Source organism: Brucella lupini, assembly GCF_002252535.1.
Classification (GTDB): Bacteria; Pseudomonadota; Alphaproteobacteria; order Rhizobiales; family Rhizobiaceae; genus Brucella; species Brucella anthropi.
This window is the reverse complement of the sequence record NZ_NNRN01000056.1, coordinates 20,353-45,691: the sequence shown is the minus strand read 5'-3', so window position 1 is coordinate 45,691 and position 25,339 is coordinate 20,353. Positions and strand designations below refer to the sequence as shown.

Sequence of the window (25,339 nt, the reverse complement as noted above, 5' to 3'; positions counted from 1 at the left end):
TGGACTGATGGGTATCAAGCGATGTTCGATCTGAACGATGCACGTTTCAAGCCGCTCTGGTTGCGGGTAGTGTTGGTTGCCATTTGCTTTGGCTGGGCTGCATTTGAATTGGTTAGCAGCAGCCCGGGATGGGCCGCCATCTTTGCTGTGATAGGTGCATGGGCCGTTTGGGGTTTCTTCATTAATTTCCATCCGGATGGGAAGAATGCGCCGGAATAACGAGATCGTATCAAGGCAGCAAACACACGATAGAATGCGCCAATACGGGTATATTTGAGTTATTATCTGCAACCTCCGCTGCGTGAATGACTGCAATCTTGAGGTGATTGTTTTCCGAAGGTCGGGTGTCGATTTGTGCGACTTAACGACAGGGAGCGGATCAGTGAATAAGGTATCCACCTGAGCTCTATCGATGGACTTGCTAAGCACCGAGCCGCAAAGGATCGGTGCCCAGCCGTTCGGGCATGCTTTAATATCTCACTCAAAATCGATCGGCAGCACATCCGCCGGGATATTCTGATAGCTGACGGGGCGCAGGAAGCGGCGGATGGACATGGTTCCGACGCTGGTCGCACCGAAATTGGTGCTGGCCGGGTAGGGGCCGCCATGAACCATCGAATCGACCACTTCCACGCCGGTCGGGAAACCGTTGGCCAGAACGCGTCCGGCCTTGCGCTCCAGAACTGGCAGAAGCTTGCGGGCGTCTGCGGCATCGTCCTTGTCCATATGCAAGGTCGCCGTTAGCTGGCCTTCAAAGCCCTTGGCCAGATGCACCATGTCATCGACCAACTTGACGCGAACGACAACGCCGAGCGGGCCGAACACTTCTTCACCAATGGTATGATCGCCGAGGAAGGCTTCGCCGGTTGTCTCGTAGAGATTGGGCGAGGCTTCGCGGCCCTTGCTTTCTGTGGTCAACACCGGCTTGACGGAATTGCGGCTGTCGAAATGCGCCTTGCCGTCCTGATAGGCCTTGGCAATGCCATCGGTCAGCATGACCTGCGGCGCAACCTTTTCCAGAGCGCTGCGGGTCGACTGCACAAAGCTGTCGGCTTCCGAACCGTCGATAACCACGGCAATGCCGGGATTGGTGCAGAACTGACCGGCACCCATCGTCAATGATCCAGCCCAGCCTTCGCCGAGCGACGAGGCGCGTGCCTTCATGGCTTCCGGCAGCAGGAACATCGGATTGACCGAGCCAAGCTCGCCGAAGAAAGGAATCGGCTCCGGGCGCTGTGCGCACAGGTTGAAAAGGGCGCGGCCACCGCCAAGCGAACCGGTAAAACCGACTGCCTTGATGAGCGGATGCGTGACGAGTGCTTCGCCGACCTTGCGGTCACCGCCCTGAATGAGACTGAATACGCCCTTCGGCATGCCGGTCTTGGCGATGGCGGCCTGAATGGCGTCAGCGACGATTTCTCCGGTGCCGGGATGGGCGGAGTGACCCTTCACAACCACCGGGCAGCCCGCGGCAAGGGCGGCTGCTGTGTCGCCACCAGCAGTCGAGAAAGCGAGCGGAAAGTTGGAAGCGCCGAAAACGGCAACCGGGCCGATAGGACGCTGCATCAGGCGGATTTCCGGACGCGCTGCAGGCTTGCGGTCGGGCTGGGCCTCATCGACGCGACGGTCGAGATAATCGGCCTTGCGAATATGGTTGGCAAAAAGGCGCAGCTGGCCGGTGGTGCGTCCGCGTTCGCCTTCAAGACGGCCGGTCGGCAGGCCGGTTTCCTGCGTGCCGATTTCTGTGATGGCAGCAGCACGGGCTTCAATTTCGTCGGCAATGGCTTCAAGGAAGAGGGCGCGTTCTTCGCGGCTTGTATAACCATAGGTCCAGAAAGCGTCTTCCGCTGCTTCGCAGGCGCGCGCTACCAGAGCGGGCGTACCAACCGCGAATTCATGCGATGGACCTGTTGCCGGTGTTGAAGCGAACGTCGTCTCCCCCGCAACCCACTCGCCAGCTATCAGGTGTTGTCCATGGGGTTCAAAACTCATTTCGATTCCTTTCCGTAGCAATCACCGCATTGCGATCTGTATTTTCACATCCGCCTGATGAGCCGCATCCGCACGCTTGAATGCGTCAACGCTATCCTTGAATTCATATGTCTCAGAGATCAATGACATCCATCGCGATCGCCAAGCGTCAAATCGATATCAATATCGCGCAAAGCCAGTTCGCGCGCCTTTTCCAGAACAAGTGCGAGAGCCATGTTAGTCCTAGATACTTGTATAGCCAGCGTCTGCAGTGACAATCGAGCCAGTCATCAGGCTTGAAGCGTCTGAGGCAAGGAACTGGACGATAGAGGCGATCTCCTCCGGCTTGCCCATGCGACCAGTGGGCGTCAGGTCGAGCCAGCGCTCAACCAGCCCCGGCTGATTTTCAAGTCCATGCAGCAATGGCGTTTCGATATAGGTTGGCGCAACCGCATTCACCCTGACACCTCTTTTGGCCCATTCGACTGCGAGTGAGCGTGTGAGGTGGTGTACTCCGGCTTTCGAGGCGTTGTAGTGGCATTGTGGCTGCGGTACATTAACGATATGTGCCGACATCGAACCGATATTGATGATTGAACCCTTGCCGTTCTCCAACATTCGACGACCGAAGGCTCGACAGGTGCGGAATACGCCGCTGAGATTGACCTCAATGACACGATCCCATTGATCGTCCGTCATGTCTTCAGCGGCGACATTGTTGACGATACCTGCATTGCAGACGAGCACGTCAAGTGGCTGTATGTCATTCGCCAGCGCGTTCAACTGAACGCTGTCAGTAACATCGAGCTGCCGGGCGCTTGCAGACCCACCGATTTCTCTTGCGGTGGTCTCGGCGCGTGACAGATCAATATCGGTGCAGACCACCATCGCCCCGGTTTGCGCCAAGGCTTGCGCACATGCTGCACCTATTCCCTGACCGGCCCCTGTTACCAGTGCCAGCCGACCGCTCAAATCCATTCTTGCACGATAGGACATTTTTGTTCTGCCGTTCCTAAATCAAACCGCGTTTGGCCATGTCTCGCATCAGCGAGCGCATACCGTAAGCCCATGGACGCGCCTTGTCCGACGTCGTGACGACATTTCGCAAGGTTCCAAGTGTTGGCGTCGAAATCTCGACGACGTCACCTTCTTTGTGGGTGAAGCCGCTGCCTTTTTCCGCACGATCCTGCGTGGGAGCAAACATGGTTCCCAAAAATAGCAGGAATCCATCAGGATATTGATGGCTGGCATTGATGGTCTGTGCGACCAGATCGGCAGGTCTCCGGCTGATCTCGGCCATATTGGAGCGCCCTGACATTTCAAAGCCGTCTTCTCCTTTGACGGACATTTCAAGTGTTGCATTCTCAATGTCACCGAGCGTAAATCCAGCGTCAAACAGGCGGATGAACGGGCCGATGGCGCAGGAAGCATTATTATCCTTGGCCTTGCCGAGGAGGAGCGCTGATCGACCTTCAACGTCGCGCAGATTGACGTCATTTCCAAGTGTAGCGCCACGTATATTGCCGTTTTTGTCTACCGCGAGCACGATTTCGGGTTCGGGGTTGTTCCACTTCGAAATCCGGTTGACGCCGACTTGCGCGCCATGGCCAACGGCAGACATGGGCTGCGATTTGGTGAAGACCTCAGCGTCAGGTCCAATACCCACTTCAAGATATTGCGACCAAAGCCCTTCTTTCTCCAAGGCAGTCTTTACCTCAACGGCCTGCTCAGAGCCAGCGCGTATGTTGGACAGGCTTCCGCCGATCAGTTCACCGATGCGCTTGCGGATCGCGTCGGCTTTTGCCGGGTCGCCTGACGTCCGCTCATCGATGACGCGCTCGATCATGCTTTGCGCAAAAGTGACCCCACATGCCTTGAGCGCTTGGAAATCACAAGGTGCAAGCCATGAATGGCGAGGCGATTCATAACCTGTTTCGTGTGGAGAAAGAACGAAATCGTCGGGATTGCCGAGCTTTTCGCCCTGTAGACCATCAAAGCGATCTGCGGGATCATTGTCGAGGAAGTCGCTAACTGAAATCACCGAGTTTGTGACATCAATCACCTCACCATCGCGAATGATGACAACACTGGGCGCTGACAGATCGGCGCGCCATACACGCCCGACCAGGCGGGCCTTTTCATGAGAATCGGGAAGCATGCTTCTCCTCCTTATATGTAGTAAAACTATTAAGTTTGTTACTGTTTCGTCAAGGTGTAATCAGCCTTTGCCGCGGACATCCTTGCCGACTTCGACCGAATCCACAGCGAATATCGTTGGAAAATCACTATACTCAACTGTTTTTGTCACCTAAAATGATTTCCTGTCGCCGGTCTCTTTTTTCGGATTGGCAAACCAGACGCAACGCGATATGTAGTTATGCTATATCAACGATCCTTGTGAACGTTGACGGCTCGGAATTGGGTGGAGAAAATCATGACCGATGCGATCCTATCGCGGCTTGATGGCAAGCTGTTCATCGACGGAAAATTCATAGAAGGACGCGGCGCGCGTATCGACGTCGAGAATCCGGCGCGTGGCGAAGTAATCGGGCAGATTGCGGCAACGACACCCGAAGAAATGGAGCAGGCAGTCGCAAGCGCGCGGGTCGCATTTCGTTCATGGTCCAAGGTTCCGGCCAGGGAGCGGTCACAAGCTCTCCACAGGCTCGGCGACCTGATATCCGCCGATGCTCCGCGCATGGCCCAGATCATGACGCTCGAACAGGGCAAGCCGCTCAATGAGGCCAAAGGCGAAATCCTCAAACTGGCAGAGGCCTGCCACTTTTATGGAGAGGAGGCTGTGCGCGTCCTGGGCGAAATCGTACCCAACGATCAGAACGGTTATCAAAGCCAGGTCATCCGCGAACCGATCGGCGTGGTCGGTGCAATTACACCCTGGAATTATCCTGCTGAGCTTGTTGGGTGGAAACTTTGCGCAAGCCTTGCTGCTGGTTGCACGATCATCATCAAGCCGGCAGAAATCACACCCTTTACCGCCCTGGCCATTGCTGAAAAGGTGACGGAGGCCAAGATTCCAGCGGGCGTCGTCAATGTCTTAACCGGCAAGGGCTCGCTCGTTGGCCAGGCACTCGTCGAGCATCCAGACGTTGACAAGATCGCCTTTACCGGCTCAAGCGCGGTTGGCCTTCATATCCAGAAGTCCTGTCCAACCGTAAAGCGCCTTTCATTGGAGCTTGGTGGCAATTGTCCGCTCATCATAACCGCCAGCGCCGACATTGATGCGGCAGTGAAGGGGGCCGTGCGCCGTTCCTTCCGCAATATGGGGCAGATTTGCATTGCAATTAATCGTATCTATGTGGCGCGCCCGCTCTACGAGACTTTTCTCGAAAAATTCGCGGTTGCCGCCAACGCATTGACCATAGGCGACGGTCTGCTCGAACCGGCTGCCGATATTGGGTCCATGGCTTCGCTTGCGCCCCTTGAAAAAACGCGCGAGCACCTGGCTGATGCATTGCAAAAAGGTGCAAGGCTCCTCGCCGGCGGCAAGGCGCCGGAAGGTGAAAAATTTGCCAGGGGGTTCTTCTTTTGCCCAACCATTGTCGCCGACTGTACTCATGAAATGAAGGTCATGAGTGAGGAAACCTTTGGTCCGCTTGTCGGTGTGGCGCCTTTCGACGGGCTGGAAGAGGCTGCGGCCCTAGCAAATGATACGCCTTATGGGCTTGCATCTTATGTCTATGCGCGCGACTTGCAGGAGATCTATCAGCTATCAAGCGACCTTGATTACGGTAATGTCGCCATCAACAATGTCGACGCGGGTATCATGAACGCGCCTTATGGAGGTCGTAAGCAAAGCGGCATCGGCTATGAGCATGGCCGGGAAGGCTTGCTGGAATATTTCAATTTCAAGCATATCCGCCTGCATCACGGCGTCGGAGCCTGACTTCATGACGTCCGCACTTCTAGGTATCGACATCGGAACTTCGGGCTGCAAAGCGCTGCTAGTGTCCGTCGAAGGCGATATTCTGGCCTCCAGCACCGCCACCTACGCGCTGTCGCAGCCTCGTGCCGGTTGGACCGAACAAGATCCCGCCCTTTGGATCGAGGGTGCGCGCAAGGCAGTGGCAAGCGTGATGGCGCAATACCCGGAGATTGAACTTCTCTGTGTCGGCCTTTCAGGGCAGATGCATGGCCTTACACCGCTCGACCAAAATAGAAAAATTCTGCGTCCGGCAATCTTGTGGAACGATCAACGCAACGCCGCTGAAGTGGAGGAAATCACAACAAAGGCTGGCGGGCTGGATGCTCTGATCGGCCAGACAAGCAATCGCATGCTGGTCGGTTATACCGGGGGCAAAATCGTCTGGATGAAAAATCATGAGCCGGATTTGTTTGCAAAACTGCATCATGTGCTCAACCCCAAAGATTATCTGCGACTGGTTTTGACGGGAGAACTTGCAACGGAAGTATCGGATGCGTCTGGCACCGGGCTTTTCGATGTGCGACAGCGCAAATGGGCATCGGGGCTGATCGAGACGCTCGATATTGACCCTTCTTTCTTACCCGACTGCCATGAATCTCATGAGATTTCCGGTCGCATCAACGCTTCTGGCGCAGCACTCTTCGGGCTTCCGGTAGGGGTACCTGTAGCGGGCGGCGGCGGCGACAGTGTCATTCAGACCATTGGTTCAGGCGTGATCGAACCCGGTCAGTTGCAAACAACAATCGGTACTGCTGGTATTCTGGCAGCGGCCCTGGATAAGCCCGTTCCAAGCGCGGACGGTCGCATCCAGATGTTCTGCAATGTCGCCCCTGCAAAATGGCATGCCATGGGCGTATCACTGAATGCGGGCGGAGCAATGGGTTGGTTCCGGTCAATCCTTGCCGATACCGGGCATGGTGACGATCTTACCTTCGATGCGGTAGCAAAAGCTGCTGCCTCCAGCACTCCAGGTGCGCGCGGACTATTATTCCTGCCTTATCTCAACGGTGAACGTTGTCCGCATCCAGATCCCGCAGCACGCGGTGCCCTCATCGGTCTCACAGCACGCCACACACTTGGCGATGTCTCGCGTAGTGTCATGGAAGGCGTTGTTCACGCCTTTTATGACATGCATGCGCTGATGAAATCTATGGGGATCGAGGGCCGGGTGATCAAGGCATCTGGCGGCGGCGCCCGATCACTATTGTGGCGACAAATTCAGGCCGACATGTTCGGTTGTGATGTGGTGACGACAGAAGGTGCTGCGGAAGGCGGGGCTTTTGGCGCGGCACTGGTGGCGGGAGTGGGAGTGGGCGTATGGAAGGACACGACTGAGGCAGCTGGCATCTTGCGCGAATTGACGTGTCAGAAGGCTGATCGTGCTGATAGTGCCGTCTATCACAAGGCACATGAAATCTATCGAGGTCTTTATCCTGCACTCTCCCGGAGCTTCCACGCTCTCGGCGATCCCGTTTTTGCTGGCTGACCGTCGAACAGGTCCAACCAAAGGATTTTTCGAGTTATGAAACAATATTCAGCTTTGATCTTCGATCTGGATGGAACGCTGATCGATAGTGCGCCGGACATCACCGCAGCGGTGAATGTCTATATGGTGTCCAAGGGCTGGCCAGCACTATCCGTCGAATATGTCGAAACCTTTATCGGCAATGGTCCACGCCGCTTGTTGAAGGACATATTCATTGATCAGGGCCTGCCCTTTGACGATGCAACCGTGGATGCTGCGGTTCAAAGCTATATTGAAAACTATCATCGCAACCCGGCCGAGAAGACACGTTTCTTCAGCCACGTTCGCGGAGATCTGCAAAGCCTGCATGCTGCCGGTTTCAGGCTGGGCATCTGCACCAACAAGCCCCACGCCTTGACTCAGGAAATTTTGAAAATCCTCGAGCTCGATCGCCTCATCGAGGTGGCGCTTGGTGCAGACGCGGTGCCAGCCTGCAAGCCCGATCCTGGCCATCTGCGCGCCGTTGTCGAGCGCATGAATCTTAACGGTGCCAACTGGGCCTATGTGGGTGACACCAATGTCGACAAGGCGACGGCGGAGGGCGCGGGGGCCACTTTTTTCGTCGTGCCGTGGGGCGGTGGAGCGGATGTAAATGTCGAGCCGCATCAACGGCTTGCGCGTATCGCCGATCTCATGGAGTATCGTTCACATTAAATAGTAGGACGACGAAGGAACCAATTTCATGACGGTTAGCCTGTTACAGCGCATATTCCATGAAACAGACGGAATGGGGGCCGCCGAACGGCGTATCGCCGAATTTGTGAGCACGTCTCCTGGCGAGGTCATTCATATGAGCATGGCCAAATTGTCCGAGCGCTGTTCGGTCAGTGATCCGACCATCATGCGCTTTTGCCGCCGATTCGGTTTCGATGGCTATCAGGATTTCAAGCTGCACCTGGCACAAAGCCTCGTTCCTTCTGCACCCTTCGCTTATGAACAGATCATCCCCAATGACGGCATAGAGAATATTGTCCGCAAGACCTGTCGCAATTCCCTCAACGCCATTCAGCGTGCTCTGGAGGATCTCATTCCCCAGCAGGTTGAACAGGCTGCCCTGCTTTTGCGCGATGCCGCATGGACCGGTATCTACGCCAGCGGTATTTCTGAAGTCACAGCGATTGATGCCGAACACAAGTTCCAGCGCCTCGGGATGCGGTGTGCGGCGGTCATGGGGCGCAAGAAGCAGTGGATGCATGTCGAAGGTTCGCGACCGCACGAAGTCGCGCTGATCTTTTCGCAGTCTGGTCACACCAAGCAGATGGTGGAGCTGGCCATTGCAGCAAGAGCAGGGGGCGCGCGTGTCGTGTCGATCACCGCAGCCGAAAGTCCGCTCGCCCGTGTCACGGACGCGCTGATTGCCGTTCGTCCCTACGATCAGACCGAGTTGATGACACCGCTCGCATCGCGCCTCAATCATCATCTCGTCGTCAATATGCTCGTCACGGCAATTGCAGTGTCAAGCGGCAGCGAATTTCCCGATCAACTGCCAGCCCTCGATTCCTGGCTGACAGACAAGATACGGGACTAATGATCTAAACAACCGCCGCAGTCGTCCAACACGGCTCCGGCCAATCGGCAGGAAAGACAAATGTCCGCAGAGCAGAATGAAGCCAAGAAAGTCGCAGGCCGCCGGGTCATTGAAGAATTTGTGCGAGACGGCATGAAGCTTGGCCTTGGATCGGGAACCACCTCGCATTTCTTCGTGCGTGAGTTGGGGAAATATGTGGCCGATGGCATGAAGCTGACCTGCACCACAACGTCACGTTCGACAATCGATGTCGCGCGGGAAGTGGGAATCGCCATTACGGATCCAAACGAAATTGGCGAGATCGATCTCACCATCGATGGGCCTGACGAGATCGACCGCCAATTCAACATGATCAAGGGCGGTGGCGCGTGCCTCTTGTGGGAAAAAATCATCGCCCATGCATCAAAGCAGATGATTACAGTTTGCGATGAAACAAAAATCGTCGACACGCTCGGGGCCTTTCCTCTCCCCGTGGAGGTTGTGCAGTTTGCGTGGAAACAGACTGAACGGATGGTGAATCGCATTTTGCACGAGCATGGGATTACTGCCCAGATCGCCCGCCGTATGCGTGACGGTCAGCCTGTGGTAACCGATAGCGGCAATTTCATCCTTGATTGCAAATGTGGCGCGATCACCAAACCGGCTCCCCTCGAAACTGAACTCAACCGCATACCCGGCGTCGTCGAGAATGGCCTGTTTACCAGAGAATCCGCCGGTATGGTGGTCGGTTGTTTCGACGGTACCTCCTACGTCAAGTTGCGATAATCTAGTAAAACTTCAAATGGACTGATGTGGCTGGATCCTATCTGGGCTCCAGATAATACTAATCTGCGCCGAAAATTGGCATAAGATGGCGATTCTTCGGTCTGGGAGGCGCCGTTTAACCTGAATTTTTCTGAATCAGCTTGACAAGCTTACTGCACATGTAGTGAAACTATATCAACGCACTTTGGGAGGTGAATATGGGTATCGATCTTAAAATCAACCGGCGCCATGTTCTGGCAGGGGGGCTCGCACTTGGAGCGGCGGCATTTGCCGGTCGCGAGGCATTTGCGCAAGACCGCGTCTTTCTGCCGTTCAGCAACAAAAGTCTTGACTACTATTTTTTCGTTATCGAGGAAGAGGCGGTAAAGCGTGCTGTCGAAAGCCGCAAATGGTCGTTCCAGGCAACCAATGCCAATTTCGACAATACAAAGCAGCTCGAACAATGGCAGAGCCTGATGCTGTCCCAGCCTGTCGGTCTGGTTGCCGATCCGATTGATAGCCAGGCGATCGTCAGCGCGATCCGCCGCTACAATCAGAAAAAGATACCCGTCGCCATCATCGATACGCCTGCAGATGGCGGGGATGTCGCCATCACCGTCAGCTTCGACAACTATCAGGGCGGTGTCATGGCCGCACGCGAGATCATCGACCGGTTGACCAAAAAGCACGGTAGCCCGCGCGGCAAGGTCCTCAATTGCTATGGAGCACTTGCGAGCGTCGCCTGGCGTCAACGCAAGGAAGGAATGGACGCCGAATTCGCCAAGTATCCTGACATAACCTATATCAGCCGACCGACCGAAGGTCAGCTCGATCAAATGCTTTCCGTAACGTTGTCGACGCTTTCCGAACATCCCGATCTTGATGCCGTTCATGCTCCCAGCGACTCGCCGGCACGCGGCATCACAACTGCCCTGCAGCAAAAGAATCGCTGGAAAAAGGTCGGCGAGGAAGGCCACGTGATTTTCGTCACCATCGATGGCGAGCCGGTTGCAGTCAGAGGCATTCAGGACGGTTATATGGACGCCTGCGTGTCACAAGACCCTATTGCCTATGGTGAGATTGCCGTGGAACTCTTGGAAAAGCACGCAATGAAGGGCGAGGAAGTGCCGCTTGGCGCGTATGAAAATATGAAATATTTTTGGGAGAAGGGCGAGATCGTCAAGGGTGATACCGGTCCAACCCTCATCATTCCACCTTTCGTCATCAATGGCGACAATGCTGCCGACAAGCGCCACTGGGGCTACGTCGCAGAAAAGGAATGGGGCGTTCCTTATACCTGATCGTGATATACGACGCCCGCGCAACAAGGGTGGGCGTCGTTTCGCATGTGATTGGCGTGCGGTCGCAGGCGGCGGAGGAGTATCATGACAAATATCCAGACAAATGGGCGCGAAAAGGATGCTGGCAAAAGCAACATTGCCTTGCGTGTCGACAACGTTACCAAACGATATGGAACCTTTACGGCGTTGCGCTCCGTTAGCCTCGATATTAATCGCGGCAGTATCCACGGACTGCTCGGCGAAAACGGCGCCGGCAAAAGCACGCTAGTTGGTATCATCTCCGGGCAGCGCGCACCTAGCAGCGGAACGATCTATCTCAATGATAAACCGGTGCAGGGCGCAGACGTCAAGGCCATGGAAGAAGCCGGCGTGTTCCTGGTCACGCAGGAGCCTATGATCATCGATCACATCTCTGCCGCCGAGAATCTGATGCTAGGCATTTGGCCTTCCCGAGGCGGCTTTGTGCGTTGGAAAAAGCTGAAGACAGATGCCGCACGAATGTTGAAAGATTCGGGAATTGATCCAGCCGTCAATGCCGGCAGGCTCAACGCCGTTGCAAGACGCAAGCTCAATATCCTGCGCGCCATGTTCTCAGGCGGTAAAGTCATCATCCTCGATGAACCGACTGCCGCCCTGACCGTTCCCGACCGCCGTCAACTGTTCGATTTCATGCGTCAGTTGAAGAGCGAAGGCGTCACCTTCATTTTCATCTCGCATTATAATGACGAGATTCTCGAAATCTGCGATGCGGTTTCCGTCCTGCGCGACGGCTTTCTTGCCGGTGGCAGTCAGGACGTGCAGGCGATGACGTCCGAGCAACTGTCTGAACTGGTGCTCGGGCGTGGCCTCGACCTGTTTCAGCGCGAGCGCATAACCTTCGGTTCTCAAACGTCGGCAATAAGTCTGCGCGGTGTTATTGCCCATCATGTCGATCTCGATGAACTTGATATCCGGCCAGGCGAGATCGTCGGCTTTACCGGCTTGCCAGGTGCCGGCGCAAAAGAACTTGCGCGGGCGATATTCGGCCTCAACCGTGCGACGGCTGGAACGATCAGCTTTGACGGTGGACCACAGGAAAGTCTCCCGCAGCATCCAAAGGCAGCTTTCAGTAAGGGTGTCGCCTATCTGTCCGACGATCGGCGCAAGGACGGCGTTGTCGGCCATTTATCGATCGCTGAAAACATCGCACTTTCCTCACTTGATCGGCGTGCGTTCGTGGGTTTTGTCAAACGCGACCAGGAAGCGCGTCTTTACGGCAAGTATTTCTCCAGTATGGGTATCAAGGCGCAAAGCGCTGCCGCAGCAGTCGATACGTTGAGCGGCGGTAACCAGCAGAAAGTATGTCTCGGACGGGTTCTTGCGACACAACCAAGGCTTCTTATCCTCGACGAGCCGACTCGTGGTATCGATGTCGGCGTCAAGCAGGACGTTTTGCGCATCATCGATGAACTCAGCAACAAGGGCGTCAGCGTTATCATTGTCTCGACCGATACGGACGAGTTGGTGCGCGCAGTCGACCGTGTCTGCGTATTCCGCCAAGGCTCCATCGAGGAGATCGTGACCGGCGACGACATCACCACCGACAATCTGCGCCGCCTTTCACAGGCGTGAGCGCAACATCGGTAAAGGAATAAGAGAAATGAGCACTGTCATGACAGCCACTGCGGCCAAAGAGGTCAAACCTAACGAAAAAGCGACACATAAAATCGTCGGCTGGGTTCTGCACAATGTGGTGTGGATCTGGCTGGTGGCGCTAGTCCTCGGTTTCGGGCTGTTCAATGAGTTCTTTCTGACCGTGATGAACATGCAAAACATCACGGTGCAGGCGACGGTTCTCGGAATGCTGGGACTGGCCGTAGCCCTCCCGCTGCTCGTGGCGGAGATTGACCTGTCGATCCCGGCTAATCTCGGATTTTCGTCTGCAATTGGAGCACTGGCCTATTCCAATCTCGGAATGCCCTGGTTTCCCGCTATGCTGGTTGGTGTCGCGGTTGCAACGCTCATTGGCTTCTTCAATGGCCTTTGTATCACCAAGCTGCGAATGGTCTCGCTCATCCAGACGCTATCGATGATGATCATCCTGCAAGGCGCGCTCCTGGCGCTGACGCAAGGCAAGACCCTGACAAATCTGTCCGACGGATATGTCTGGATCGGTCAGGCATCGGTTGCCGGATGGCCCGTTATGCCGTTGATTTTCGTTGTCGCTCTGATCGCGATCGGCGTCCTGCTACGCATGACCATTCTTGGACGCTCCATCTACGCAGTTGGCGGTAACCCGCAGGCATCCAATTCCGCAGGTATTCGCGTGGACCGTATCAAGATTATTGCCTATACCATCTCCGGCTTCCTAGCAGGTGTGGCTGGATTCCTACTTGCCTCGTGGCAGATGGCGATCACTTCGAACCAGGGCTCCAGCTATCTTCTTTATGCAATCGCAGCACCGATCATCGGTGGCGTCAGCGTTTTCGGCGGACGGGGAAACGTGGTTGGGATTCTTGGAGGCGTTCTGCTTCTTACCGTCATTCAGGTCGGACTGGCGATCATCAATATACCCTCCTTTTATGTCGGCATGATTGGCGGCTTCATGATCTTTATCGCTGTTGCCATCGATGCAATCAGGGTGCGCTACTTCGCTTGACCGGCCTCGATACTGCCTGCAGGAACTAAACAAACATGCCTGATCTCGTCGCAAAACTCCGCCATATCGTCGGTCGTCGCCATGTCTTGATCGGCGATACGCAAACCCGGCGCTTTCGCCAGGGATATCGGTATGGTGGAGGCAAGGCTCTTGCAGTCGTGCGTCCGGGCACGCTTCTGGAGATGTGGCATGTGCTTGAAGCATGCCACAAGGCGGGAACGATTATCATTTGTCAGGCCGCAAATACCGGACTGACCGGCGGTTCCACGCCGGTACCGGAAGGCTACGATCGGCAAGTTGTCATCATCAATACGATGCGCCTGCGCCGCCTTGATCTTATCGCCGAGGGCGCGCAAGTCATTTCGCAACCCGGCGTCACTCTTGATCAGCTTGAAAAGTCACTACGTCCCATCGGAAGAGAGCCGCATTCGGTGATCGGCTCTAGTTGTATTGGTGCTTCAGTTACTGGTGGAATATGCAATAATTCCGGCGGATCACTGATAAGACGTGGACCAGCCTATACACAGCTTGCCCTGTTCGCTCGAATTGATACCAATGGCGATTTAAAACTCGTCAATCATCTTGGTATCGATCTGGGGAAGACAGCTGAGGAAATACTGAGCAGACTGGATAAAGGTGAGATTCCCGCTGCCAACGTAGACCAGTCTTCGAATCTTTGTGCCTCGGATCACGAATATTGCAATCATGTGCGCGATATTTCGGCCACCACGCCGGCACGTTACAATGCCGATCCACGTAGGCTCTATGAGGCCTCGGGATCGGCGGGCAAGCTTGCAGTATTTGCATTGCGCATCGACACATTCCAAGCCGACGACAAGACACAGGTTTTCTACATCGGTTCCAACGATCCAAGAGAATTGGAAAGCATTCGTCGCGATATGCTTTCAACCTTTGAAAATCTCCCCGTCGCGGGCGAATATATGCATCGCTCAGCTTATGATCTGTCACGACGCTACGGCAAGGACCTCTTCCTATTCCTTCAAGCTTTTGGCACAGACAAGATCCCCTTGGCTTTCGGCATCAAAAGTCGTTTTGACGGCATAACAGAAAAGCTTCGTCTCGGCAGCGCAATCAGCGATCGCCTCTTGCAATTCGTAACCGGTCTGTTACCCGATCATCTGCCAACCAGGCTCAACAGTTTCCGAGATGGTTACGAACATCATCTGCTTTTGAAAATGGGAAACGAGGGTATCGATGAAGCGCGCCGCTATCTGGCCGAACGCTTTCCAACCTCACATGGAAATTATTTTGAGTGCACCGACGAAGAAGGCAAGGCGGCTTTCCTCAATCGGTTTGCTGTCGGCGGGTCGGTAGTTCGGTATCGCGCTGTTCATGCAAAGACAGTGGAAGATATCGTAGCCCTCGATATTGCCTTGCCGCGCAACGCGCTCGACTGGTTCGAACGTCTGCCTGCCGAAATCGAAAAGAAAATCGATGTCACCATGTACTGCGGCCACTTCTTCTGCCACGTTCTGCATCAAGAATATCTGGTCAAGAAGGGGCAGGATTGCGAGGCTTTGAAAAAGGACATTCTTGCCCTGCTGGAGCAACGCGGAGCGAAGTACCCCGCTGAACATAATGTGGGGCATGTGTACGAGGCTGAGGAATGCCTCAAGCAGTTTTATCGGGACCTGGACCCCACCAACGCCTTCAATCCGGGGATAGGCCAAACAAGCCGTCTCTTAAATTGGCAGGAAGCCGGACATCATTCGCACTGTTAGTTAGTTTGTTGAATGAAACGGTAAATCCGTGCCAATTGGTCGAATGCTTTCCTTTAAGAAAAGCAAATTCCTGATGCGGCTATTTTCGGCCTCACAACACCTGTCTTTAAGCGAAGAATGCAATGCGACGTCTCATGCTGTCTAGACGATCGGCGGTCGCTGGAGAATAGTAGCATTTTTGCAGTCGAAGTATGACTGCGTGCCCATCACAGTTAAACGAACAGGAGAATTCGTTACGATTCTTGACTGGCAATCAACGGATTGCAAAAATTGTTTGGAGGGTGGCGTCGCCTTAACGGAAATGTGCGGAGTTGGATGATAGGCACGGTGCATGACCGAAGAACACCCGCTTCACTATCGCCGCCACCGTTCTCCAGCTGAAATCATCGCGCATGCCGTCTGGCTCTATTATCGGTTTCCACTCAGTTTTCGCGACGTTGAAGACCTACTTGCCGAGCGCGGTATTGAGGTCTCGTTTCAGACCGTCTCGGAATGGGTTGCAAAGTTCGGTCTTAAATTTTCTTATCAACTGCGCCGCCGCTCGCGAGGCCAATTTGCCGACAAATGGCAGCTTGATGAGATGGTGGTCTCCATCAAGGGTAAGAAATATTGGCTCTGGCGCGCTGTCGATATCAATGGCTACATTCTTGATGCGCTGCTGCAAAGCCGAAGAAACAAGCATGCAGCTCTACGGCTGATGAGAAAGCTGCTGAAAGTCCAAGGAACACCCTTGCGCGTCATGATCACTGACAAACTGCGTTCCTACCCGGCGGCAATGGCTGAATTGATGCCGGGTGTCGAGCATCGTTCGCACAAGGGGCTGAATAATCGGGCAGAGAATTCGCACTTTCCCGTGCGAAGGCGAGAGCGGCGTATGATGCGTTTCAAGTCAGCGCGACAATGCCAGCGTTTCGTTTCAACCCACGGCCAGATCGCCAATCTCTTTCTTCTCCATTGCAAACATCTTACTGCCGCCGACCGCCATCAACTCCGTTCCCAAGCCGTCGCGGTATGGCGTGATATCGCATTGGCCGGCACCGTCTGAATATTCCGCCTAAACGCACTCAATGTGTCGAAGATCCGTTAAGGCGACGCCACCGTTTTTACTGATTGAGCCGAAGTGGTTGCCGCAGCCACGCAAGTGACTGCAACTGCAAGAATGATTTTTACTATGAGACTAGCTTTGTTCCGAATGCTCGTTTCAATTCTTATGGAAGTACCTCCCAATATCGATAGTGATAAGTCGTCTAACCCAGCCCTCGAATTGAAGGCCGGGTAATGGTTGATCCGGTTCTCTGACTTCAGGGAGCGATATCCTCCAGTTGTCTGCCGCCGGTTTCGATCATCTGTGTCGCAGCCACGGCGCCGATTGCGGCGACAACGGCAAACATTAGAAACACCCCCTGCACGCCCTGCGCACCGACCATGAAGCCAACAATGGTCGGACCGACGGCGGAGGCGATCCTCAGCCAAGATGTGGCAAGACCGGTGCCTACCGCCCGCATCCGTGTCGGGTAGATTTCCGGAGTGTAGAGATAGAGTACCGCGTTGATCGAGCCGACGACCCCGTAGGCGAGCGTTGCAAGTACGACGAGCGACCATACGGAACCCGCACCACCGGCGTAAAGGCCGAGGAAGAGCACGGCTCCGATTAGGAATGAGGCAACCGCCCATGCGCGCCTTCCGATGCGGTCGATGCAAAATGCGCAGACCAATAGGATGGCAACCTGTGCAACATTGGTCATCGACGCCGCCCGAAGCGCAGTGTGTAGATCCAGCTCGTATATCGTATGGTAGAGCGTGGGCATCCAGTTGTTGAGACTGTTGGCGACGAAGAAAGCGCTCGCCCAGAGCGACCAGGCGATGAGCGTGCGGCCGCGAAACACCGATCCGATCACTTCGAGCCAAGGGTTTGGCTCGTTGGCCGATGGGGCGGAGCCCTGACGAGGTTCGGGCTGCGCCGCAACTGGCTCCGAAACAGGCACGGGCTGAAACCCCTTGTGGGCCGCACTGGTCTCAGCGTCAGCAATGATCTTCTCGGCTTCGTCGTAACGCCCCTTGGATATCAGCCAGCGCGGCGATTCCGGCAGGCGATAGAGAAGATAGGCAACAACGAGACCTGGAATGCCGCCGAGCAGGAAGAGCGATTTCCAGCCGAGCAAAGGTACGAGAATGGTGCCGACCTGCCCGGTCATCATCAGGCCGATTGGGAAGATCATCTCGTAGAGCATGAAATTCCGGCCGCGGCCCTTGGCGCGCAGAAGCTCACTGATATAGGTTGCAGCCACCGGCATTTCCCCGCCGACGCCGACGCCCTGTATCAGGCGGCATGTGAAGAGCATCCAGAAATTTCCAGTGAGCGCGCAGGCAAGGCTCATGACTGACATCAGCACGGTTGCCGTCGCTGCCATGTGAACGCGACCGAAGGTCTCAGCCAACCGGCTGAAAGCAAGCGCGCCGACGAGCTGACCGACATAGCTGGCGGCAATCAGCATACCGACCTGAGCGGGCGTCATTCCCCAAAGCCTGATAAGAATAGGAAGCACGAAGGCCAGGGACAGGGCGTCGAAAGCGTCGAGGAAGGTCGCACTTCCCATGACGATCCTCGCCCGGCGATGCCATGGCGAAAACGGAATAGCCTCGAAACGGGACGTGAGTGCGGCCGCTCGCCCGGACAATGCTGGGGTGTGCCTGAACCCTGCATCATCCTTCGATGCGAGAGCTGGAGCCGAAATGGCGTCGGTATCGTGCATGCTTTTCCTCCCAGATCGAGCACGTTACGATGCCACAGCCGACGCCTCCACGCCGGCAATGGCAGTTCAATTCTTCAGTCTTGCGGCGAGCCCCCTGATTTCGGACGCGATTGGGCCGGGGCATTCGATCGGCGTGAGATGGCGGGCATTGGCAAGGATGGTCAAGGTGGAATCTTCGACCAGGCCGTGAAGCGCCTTTGCCATCGCTAATGGTGCGGCATAATCCTCCTCGCCGACTATAACGGCCGTCGGCACCTTAATTGTTGACGAAGCCACGCGCAGATCGAGCGTACCCATCATCTTGCACGTCGATGCATAGGCATCGATATCGTTGCCGGAGAAAGTCGTCATGTAACGCTGGACGATATCGGGATGCCTGTCGCGATAGGCATCCCCGAACCATCGCGTCGTCTGGAACTGCGCCATCGATGCGAAGCCGTCTGCCCGCGCCTTTTTGGCTCGTTCGTCCCAGTCCTGGAGTGCCGTCGGCCCATACCAGGCGGTCGTATCAATCAGCGCAAGTGCCGCTGTACGCTTGGGGTGGTTCGCAGCGAATGCCTGAGCGACGCATCCACCCATAGAGCAGCCCGCGACGATAACCTCCTCCCAGCCCAAAAGGGCGAGAATGTCTGCAGCGTCTTCGGCGAGCAGATCGACGGTATAGGGCCCCGGCGGTTTGCCGCTCGCGCCATGGCCCCGGCAGTCAATGCGGATGACCTCCGCATCGTCATCGAGTTCGTCCGCAACTCCGTCCCAGACCGTTCCGTCGAGCGCGAGGGAGTGGAGCAATAGGACTTTTTGCTTGCCCGACCTTCCGGATCGACGATAGGCAATACTGGTGCCGTCCGAAGCAGTTGCGAAGCTGAGTTCGTTTGAGGTGGCCTTTTGAGCTATAGCATTCTTCTGCATTGCATTGACCTCAACCTGCCATGGCTAAGTCGTGCTCGCCAACCAGTGGAACATTCCACGCGTCGTAACCATAGAGCCATGATGTGTCTTCATTGCCGCCGGACATCCATGTGTTGGCGCTGGAGATTGCTTGAATCTTCGATGTTCGCGGCTTGCGATTTGCTTCGTAACGCTTGAATGCACTCTCTATACCGTCGACATCAACTTCCGAAAGACAACGGGCGAGAATCGCTGCGTCTTCAATCGAAGTTGCGGCGCCCTGGGCCATGTAAGGTGTCATCGGATGGCAGGCGTCGCCGAGAAGCGCGATGCGACCTTCACTCCAAGTAGGCAGCGGCTCACGCTCAAGGATAGCCCATTTATGGCAGTCCGGGCACGCATTGAGAACCATTTGCACTTCTGGATGAAAACCGTCGTAAGCCGCGCGCAACTCCTTAACGTCCCCTTTGGCCGACCAGGATTCTTCGGTGATCCAGTCACCCGGTTCTGGGACGCTGGTGACAAAATAGAGGGAGCTCCTATCAGCTGCCGTGTAGTAGATAACGATATGCCGGTCGAGACCCCACCATTTGGTACGCGAAGCGGCAATCTTCCCACCATTCATCAAACTTGAATCGAATACCGCGCGATAGGCGATGCGACCTTTATGGATTGGTTTATCAGGCCCCACAATCAACGAGCGGACCAATGAGTGAACGCCGTCGGCCGCAATTACCGCATCGGCCGTCGCCATCGTGTTATCGGCAAATGAAAGGGTTACGCCATCGGCGTTCTGGTCGAGCCCGGTCAGCTTCTTTCCGGTGTGGACGATCTCAGGCGGCAGGGTCGAGTAGAGAGCTTCATGCAGGTCAGCACGGTGCATGCATAGGAACGGCGCTCCGTAGAGGCTTTCCGGCATTGGAAGCTCACGCTTGATCTCGCCCGTGTCCCAAACCCGATTGAGGTGGGAATAGGGCTCGAAGGCGATCTTTTTCAGATCGTCCAGAACGCCGATACCCCTCAGTACATGGCAGGAATTCGGCAACATTTGGATGCCTGCACCGACGCGGGCGAATTTGTCGGCCTGCTCATATACCTGCACCTCGATACCGACCTTCCTCAGAGTGGCGGCAGCTGCAAGGCCGCCCATTCCGGCGCCGATGATTGCTATTCTCGGGTTTCTCGTGGGCATCTTATCCTCCTCAGAATCTCTGCAAAGAACCTATTGCCAAGGACTTGAGTATGTAAAATATTTATATTATTCATCTCATGTATAAAATTTATTCAAGAGCCCCGACATGGAACTTCGTCATCTGCGTTATTTCGTTGCTGTTGCGGAGGAGGGCAGTTTCAACCGGGCGGCCGAACGCCTGCACATCCAGCAACCGCCGCTGGGTCAGCAGATCCGTGACCTGGAATATGAACTCGGCGTCGCGCTGTTCGATAGGAGCCCACGGCGCGTAACGCTCAACGAAGCTGGTCAACTGTTCCTGACTGACGCGCGGGATATCCTCGATCGCGCCGGCAGGGCGGTAACTAATGTACAACGGTTCGACAAGGGTGAGACGGGAAAGCTGTCGGTGGGGTTCACCAGCTCCGCCTCCTTTCATTTCATGGCACCGGAGGTTTTGCGGCGGTTCCGTGCCGATTATCCAGCAGCGGAAATCGAGGTTGCGGAAAGCGAAACATATGAGCTCATCCTCGGTCTCGATCAGGGAAGGCTGGATGTTGCTTTCCTCCATATAGGCGCGGAGGGATTTCCAGCACTTTGCAGCGAGGTGCTCTCTCAAGAAGACATGCTCGTCGCAATACCAAGGGATCACCCGTTGGCCGCCGAACCTTCCGTGCCGCTTGCACTCAAAATGCTCAATGGCGTCGATTTCGTAGTCTATCGCCGTCCCGACGGACCCGGGATCTTCGACGGTGTGATGGATGTTCTGAAGCGCAACAGCATCTCACCGAACACTGTCGATACGGTTTCGCGTATTATCGCCGCCATTAATCTCGTGGCCGGAGGGCGGGGCGTGACTATGGTGCCGGCATCGATGAACGTTTTGCACAAGGAAGCTGTCGTGTATCGCAGAGTAGTGCAGGGAGACCTGAAACCATTGCCGCTCTATGCAATTTCGAGAAAGGACAACCGGCTGGCGATCGTCCGAAATTTCCTCTCTATAATTCGAAGGTTCAAGTCCGCCGAACTGGAACTGATCAATCCGGGTTTGCCGGATGGTGCACCGCGAAGCGATCGTTCTGTCTGAACCAATCAGAAAAATCCCAGTACAAACACCAAGGCATCTTCGCCTCAACGAAAGCGCTTTCCCTTAAACAACAATTCACAGCGCTTGCAGCATAGTTGCGTCCAGAGTTAAGGTGCGCGCTTAAGAAGTTTTTGCAACAGATCCCACATAATTCCCTGCAATTACGAGATTATCGTTGGAACTACGCTGGCTTACCATTTGATAGATAGCCTCGCACCTTCAACGCTATAATTCTGTGTTCGGATGACCATAAAACTTGGCGTTGCCAAGGCAGTACATATCATCATGAGCAATTTGATACCAAACGCGTAGACCTGATATTAGACGATACCTTCATCCATCAGGCATGAGACTTCAGTGCTGGTTGTACCCAGCCATTCGTTGAGAACCTCCGCAGTGTGTTGGCCAAGTGTCGGAGGAGGGCGGCGGATCGTCAGAGGCGTGTCGGAGAGTTTCATGGTCAAGCCGGCCGTATTGATTTTTCCAACGGTCGGATGGTCGATTTCAACGATCTGTTGGCGATGAAGCAATTGCGGATTGGTCACGACTTCATCGATCGTTGCAACTTTGGTGCAAGGAATGCCCGCTGCCTGAATTGCGGAAAGGGCCTCTTCCGTTGTGCGTGCACCGATCCATTCCTGTACGATGGCTTCGATTGTAGTAGCGTTTTGCAGGCGTTTGTCTACGCTAATAAAGCGCAGGTCCTGAACCAGCTCGGGCTTTCCCATCAGTTCCGCGAGACGGCGAAACAGCGGGTTGGTCCCCGACAGAAGAAGGATGTAATCGTCGGAGTCGGTGCGAAACACGTTTCCCGGAGAAGAGTAGCGGTCGCGATTTCCCGTCCGCTCAAGCGTAACTCCCTTGTTCATCTGACTGGGAATTGCCGTCGTCAAAAGCGAAACCGCACTGTCGAGCAATGCCACATCGATCATCTGCCCTTTGCTGGTCAGATGGCGGGCATTGAGTGCGCCAAGTGTTGCAGTCACGCCATACATGGCGCTCATATAGTCGATATAAAAAGTGCCTGCGAGATAAGGCGGGCTATCCGGCGCGCCTGTCAGCCCCATCAATCCGCTCATGGCTTGTGCGATGCCGTCGAAACCTGGACGCTGGCTATAAGGCCCATCCTGTCCGAAGCCTGAAAGGCGCGTCATGATCAGCCGGGGATTTATTCCGCTCAATACATCCCAGCCACAGCCCATCTGTTCCATTGTTCCCGGGCGAAAATTTTCCAGCAGGATATCGGCCTCGGCGACCATTTCGCGCAGAATTTCCTGAGCGCGGGGTTCGCGGAAATTCAGTGTGATTGAACGCTTGTTGCGGTTAAGCGCCAGATAATAAAGGCTTTCACCATTATGGAATAAGGGGAAATGCCGACTATCGTCGCCCGAGCCCTTTTTTTCAATCTTGACGACATCGGCACCCATGTCGCCAAGGATCATTCCGCAATGCGGGCCTGCGATAAAACGGGTGAGATCGAGCACCTTGATGCCCTGAAGAGGAGCGGTCATCTTGTTCAATTCCTTGTAGAAAACAGCGTGCCATGCGGATCGATCACTTCCCGAATGAGACGGATGTCGTTCTCGCTGGGGATCGCAGTTTCATCGAGCGTTCCTTCGATAATGGGCTCGAAGCTCATCGAATCCAGTATTTCGTCAAGAGACAGGCCCGGATGGATGGAACGCAGGCGCATCTTCTTCGTTACGGGATGGAAATCGAAAATGGCTTTGTCCGTAACGCAGAGACTGGGTCCGGGACCGGGAAGGCCAAGCGCTTCGCGGCTTTCGCCGCCGCCGAGAAAGCCGAGACTGGTGATAAAGTCCACCTTGGGCACAAAAGCCCGTTTCGTAAGGTCAGTGACGATGATCGGCCGTTTGATGAAGGCTAGATGTTCTGTCTGGGCAAGGCAGCCGACCAGCCGGGTTTTGGGTGGCTGAGTGCCACCGATTTCGGTGATGTTAAGATTTCCGTACTGGTCGACCTGAGGCGCGGATTCAAAAGACACATCGAACCGGCCGCGTGTAACCATATCGATCTTGTAACCGACATCGGCAGGCGAGGCTGCGGCCGGCCAGCGCGTATAGGCATCCTGCAACAATGCTTCCGGGATGGAGTCCAGTGTCGGTGTCAGCAAATTACCCCAATAGATGGAAAAGCCCGGCGCGTGCTTGAGTTGTGCAAGCCGCGCTGCCGCAATCGGAATGCCAACCGCGAGCGTAAAGGCCCGTGCCGCCGTGCCAAGACCGACAAAACCGAGTTCATCGTCCTTAAGTTCGGCAGCAATTGCCGCAATCATCAGTTCTTCGGTCGTGTAATCGTAAGCCGCCACGGGTCAGCCCTCCCTTGCAACATCAAAAGTGGAAAGCGGACGGAATTTACTGAGATAGCCGGTCCGGTCCCGTGTCTGGAGAACATGGTCACGAACGTAGCCTGCCGTGCCTTCCGGTCTGCGTGCCGCCTCCAGATAGGCTTTAAGAGAGGCTTCATCCTCGTCGTAAAAACCATCGGTGGCGGTGGGGTGTGCCCCGTAAGGAACCTCGATAACGGCTTCGACCAGACTGTGCGGAATATAGGTAAGTGCGGGACGTTTGCGGACTTCCTCATGCGGGATGATTTTTTCAACCGTGACGATAAGGCGTTTCGAGGCCGATGCCATCATCTGGTCAATGTCGTCGCTATCGCGAACCACCGGCCATTGCACATTGCCATATTCATCGGACGTGTAGCCGTGCAAAATTGTGAAATCCGTTTCGGCGGCTTTCAACGCCAGATATTTTTCGCCGGTAAAAGGGCAGGCGATAGGCTTGATCTCGTCGGGGCTCTTGCCGGGCATTCCTGTACCGAGAAGGGCTTTGGACGGCAAGAAACTCAGCCCCATGCTGGCTGCGCGAAAGCGGGCGACAAAGGCAGATTCAGAATAGTCATGCGTCTCGATCTTCCCCGTCTCCACGGCGCGGCGAAAATTGGGCGCCAGACCGTGACGAAAGAAACCGGCATAGATTCCTTCCCATCGGCGGATTGCACCGGCGGCGGCCAGCATGTCCGTTGCAAGTGTGGTCGCCCAGGTAAGAAGCGTCAGATCGGTGATGCCCTGCCGGATCATCTCATGGACAATCGCCATAGGTTGCCGGCGAAGCAGGGAGCCGCCGACCGCAACGGTTGCGCCGGATGGTATTTTCGACACTGCTTGCGCGAGCGTCGTCAGTTTCGACTTCATGGCTTTACATCCATTACTGTTGGGAAAGCTTCGCTGGCATGCGCCCGCCGACAATCATCGATACGAGCTCATCATGCTCGACCTCTTCGCGGCGGACGACGCCCACCATGCGCCCGGTTTTAAGCACCGCGATGCGGTCGGCGATCTGAAAGACATGCTCAAGATTGTGGCTGATGATGAAAACCGCATATCCCTTTTCACGAAGGTGTTCGATCAATTTAAGGACTAGACGGGATTCCTCGACACCGAGGGCGGCCATCGGTTCGTCCATGATGATCAGCTTTACGCTGCGATCGAGCAGCAACCGGGCGATACCGATCGCCTGACGCTGGCCACCGGAGAGCGCGCGAACCATTTTGTTGAGATCAGGCGTCTTGAGGCCAAGTTCTTCAAAGAGTGCAACCGTCTGCCGACGCATTTCTGCGTGGTTGAGGGAAGGGACGCCGACAATCCGACGCCGAAGTTCCCGCCCCATGAAGATGTTTTCCTGTGGTGTGAAGACATCGACCAGCGACAGGTTCTGGTGCAGGGTCTCGATACCGGCGGCACGCGCCATGGCCGGGCTCGTCATGTGGATCGGCGTGCCCGACACGCTGATTGTGCCGGAGGTTGGTTGCACGACGCCTGAAATCATCTTGATGAAGGTCGATTTTCCGGCTCCATTGTCGCCAACGAGCGCCATAACTTCATGCGGATAAATATCAAGATCGATGTTGTTATTGGCGACATGGCCACCATACTGCTTGGTAAATCCCCGGATCGACACCAGAGGCATAGTGGTTGTGTCTTGCGGTGAAGTGCCCATGCGGGTTGCTTGCTGAACGGTCATGC

22 protein-coding genes are annotated in these 25,339 nt (G+C 55.4%); 12 read left to right on the top strand and 10 right to left on the bottom strand.

The features are described 5' to 3' along the window. Nucleotides 1-21 precede the first annotated feature (21 nt). Nucleotides 22-219, top strand: coding sequence for a hypothetical protein (locus tag CES86_RS21005; RefSeq protein ID WP_094515312.1), 198 nt, complete (start codon nucleotides 22-24; stop codon nucleotides 217-219). Nucleotides 220-477: 258 nt separating this feature from the next. Here the strand turns inward: CES86_RS21005 and CES86_RS21000 are convergent, their stop codons facing one another. The 3 genes from CES86_RS21000 to CES86_RS20990 form a co-directional block, all read right to left on the bottom strand. Further along, nucleotides 478-1,992, bottom strand: a complete 1,515-nt coding sequence (locus CES86_RS21000) for an aldehyde dehydrogenase (NADP(+)) (protein WP_094515311.1) — start codon at nucleotides 1,990-1,992, stop codon at nucleotides 478-480. 222 nt (nucleotides 1,993-2,214) lie between these two features. Further along, nucleotides 2,215-2,967, bottom strand: coding sequence for an SDR family NAD(P)-dependent oxidoreductase (locus tag CES86_RS20995; RefSeq protein ID WP_094515310.1), 753 nt, complete (start codon nucleotides 2,965-2,967; stop codon nucleotides 2,215-2,217). Between the two features lie 16 nt (nucleotides 2,968-2,983). Further along, entirely contained in the window at nucleotides 2,984-4,129 is a 1,146-nt protein-coding gene (locus CES86_RS20990) for a fumarylacetoacetate hydrolase family protein (protein ID WP_094515309.1), read from the bottom strand. Between the two features lie 276 nt (nucleotides 4,130-4,405). On the opposite strand from CES86_RS20990, the gene CES86_RS20985 reads away from it, so the two are divergent. The 10 genes from CES86_RS20985 to CES86_RS20940 all read left to right on the top strand — a co-directional run bounded on the left by CES86_RS20985 (nucleotide 4,406) and on the right by CES86_RS20940 (nucleotide 16,437). Next, complete coding sequence (locus CES86_RS20985; protein WP_094515308.1) at nucleotides 4,406-5,875, top strand: aldehyde dehydrogenase family protein; 1,470 nt, start codon at nucleotides 4,406-4,408, stop codon at nucleotides 5,873-5,875. 4 nt (nucleotides 5,876-5,879) lie between these two features. Continuing rightward, nucleotides 5,880-7,400 (top strand): xylulokinase, encoded by a 1,521-nt coding sequence (gene xylB, locus CES86_RS20980; protein WP_094515307.1) that lies wholly within the window; start codon nucleotides 5,880-5,882, stop codon nucleotides 7,398-7,400. A 36-nt stretch (nucleotides 7,401-7,436) separates the two neighbouring features. Continuing rightward, nucleotides 7,437-8,093 (top strand): HAD-IA family hydrolase, encoded by a 657-nt coding sequence (locus tag CES86_RS20975; protein WP_094515306.1) that lies wholly within the window; start codon nucleotides 7,437-7,439, stop codon nucleotides 8,091-8,093. Nucleotides 8,094-8,121: 28 nt separating this feature from the next. After that, a complete protein-coding gene (locus CES86_RS20970) occupies nucleotides 8,122-8,967 on the top strand; it encodes a MurR/RpiR family transcriptional regulator (RefSeq protein WP_078341184.1) in 846 nt (281 codons plus the stop codon). 60 nt (nucleotides 8,968-9,027) lie between these two features. Continuing rightward, a complete protein-coding gene (rpiA, locus tag CES86_RS20965; protein WP_094515305.1) occupies nucleotides 9,028-9,732 on the top strand; it encodes a ribose 5-phosphate isomerase A in 705 nt (234 codons plus the stop codon). A 197-nt stretch (nucleotides 9,733-9,929) separates the two neighbouring features. Next, complete coding sequence (locus tag CES86_RS20960; RefSeq protein ID WP_094515304.1) at nucleotides 9,930-11,012, top strand: sugar ABC transporter substrate-binding protein; 1,083 nt, start codon at nucleotides 9,930-9,932, stop codon at nucleotides 11,010-11,012. An 84-nt stretch (nucleotides 11,013-11,096) separates the two neighbouring features. Then, nucleotides 11,097-12,623 (top strand): sugar ABC transporter ATP-binding protein, encoded by a 1,527-nt coding sequence (locus CES86_RS20955; protein WP_094515303.1) that lies wholly within the window; start codon nucleotides 11,097-11,099, stop codon nucleotides 12,621-12,623. 28 nt (nucleotides 12,624-12,651) lie between these two features. Beyond that, the gene (locus tag CES86_RS20950; RefSeq protein WP_078341188.1) at nucleotides 12,652-13,650 is read left to right on the top strand and encodes an ABC transporter permease; all 999 of its coding nucleotides are present in this window, start codon (nucleotides 12,652-12,654) and stop codon (nucleotides 13,648-13,650) included. Nucleotides 13,651-13,685: 35 nt separating this feature from the next. After that, entirely contained in the window at nucleotides 13,686-15,392 is a 1,707-nt protein-coding gene (gene dld, locus CES86_RS20945) for a D-lactate dehydrogenase (protein ID WP_094515302.1), read from the top strand. A gap of 331 nt (nucleotides 15,393-15,723) precedes the next feature. Further along, nucleotides 15,724-16,437: an IS6 family transposase gene (locus CES86_RS20940; protein WP_094515301.1), complete on the top strand. Its 714-nt coding sequence runs from the start codon at nucleotides 15,724-15,726 to the stop codon at nucleotides 16,435-16,437. A gap of 256 nt (nucleotides 16,438-16,693) precedes the next feature. Here the strand turns inward: CES86_RS20940 and CES86_RS20935 are convergent, their stop codons facing one another. From CES86_RS20935 to CES86_RS20925, 3 genes are all read right to left on the bottom strand, one after another. After that, nucleotides 16,694-18,145, bottom strand: a complete 1,452-nt coding sequence (locus CES86_RS20935) for an MFS transporter (protein WP_094515300.1) — start codon at nucleotides 18,143-18,145, stop codon at nucleotides 16,694-16,696. Nucleotides 18,146-18,211: 66 nt separating this feature from the next. Then, nucleotides 18,212-19,054 carry an alpha/beta fold hydrolase gene (locus CES86_RS20930; protein ID WP_094515299.1) on the bottom strand — a complete coding sequence of 281 codons (843 nt, stop codon included), beginning with the start codon at nucleotides 19,052-19,054 and terminating at the stop codon, nucleotides 18,212-18,214. A 10-nt stretch (nucleotides 19,055-19,064) separates the two neighbouring features. Beyond that, nucleotides 19,065-20,225 (bottom strand): FAD-dependent monooxygenase, encoded by a 1,161-nt coding sequence (locus CES86_RS20925; RefSeq protein WP_094515298.1) that lies wholly within the window; start codon nucleotides 20,223-20,225, stop codon nucleotides 19,065-19,067. A gap of 106 nt (nucleotides 20,226-20,331) precedes the next feature. On the opposite strand from CES86_RS20925, the gene CES86_RS20920 reads away from it, so the two are divergent. Then, nucleotides 20,332-21,291, top strand: coding sequence for a LysR family transcriptional regulator (locus CES86_RS20920; RefSeq protein WP_094515297.1), 960 nt, complete (start codon nucleotides 20,332-20,334; stop codon nucleotides 21,289-21,291). Nucleotides 21,292-21,611: 320 nt separating this feature from the next. On the opposite strand, the gene CES86_RS20915 is transcribed toward CES86_RS20920, so the two are convergent. Genes CES86_RS20915 through CES86_RS20900 form a run of 4 tightly spaced genes read right to left on the bottom strand, consistent with a single transcriptional unit; the run spans nucleotide 21,612 to nucleotide 25,337 of the window. Beyond that, on the bottom strand, nucleotides 21,612-22,802 hold the full coding sequence (locus CES86_RS20915) for a CaiB/BaiF CoA transferase family protein (protein WP_094515296.1): 1,191 nt from the start codon (nucleotides 22,800-22,802) through the stop codon (nucleotides 21,612-21,614). Between the two features lie 5 nt (nucleotides 22,803-22,807). Beyond that, nucleotides 22,808-23,620 (bottom strand): CoA-transferase, encoded by an 813-nt coding sequence (locus tag CES86_RS20910; protein ID WP_094515295.1) that lies wholly within the window; start codon nucleotides 23,618-23,620, stop codon nucleotides 22,808-22,810. 3 nt (nucleotides 23,621-23,623) lie between these two features. Continuing rightward, nucleotides 23,624-24,508, bottom strand: coding sequence for a CoA transferase subunit A (locus CES86_RS20905; RefSeq protein ID WP_094515294.1), 885 nt, complete (start codon nucleotides 24,506-24,508; stop codon nucleotides 23,624-23,626). Between the two features lie 13 nt (nucleotides 24,509-24,521). Next, nucleotides 24,522-25,337 (bottom strand): ATP-binding cassette domain-containing protein, encoded by an 816-nt coding sequence (locus CES86_RS20900; RefSeq protein ID WP_094515293.1) that lies wholly within the window; start codon nucleotides 25,335-25,337, stop codon nucleotides 24,522-24,524. Nucleotides 25,338-25,339 lie beyond the last annotated feature (2 nt).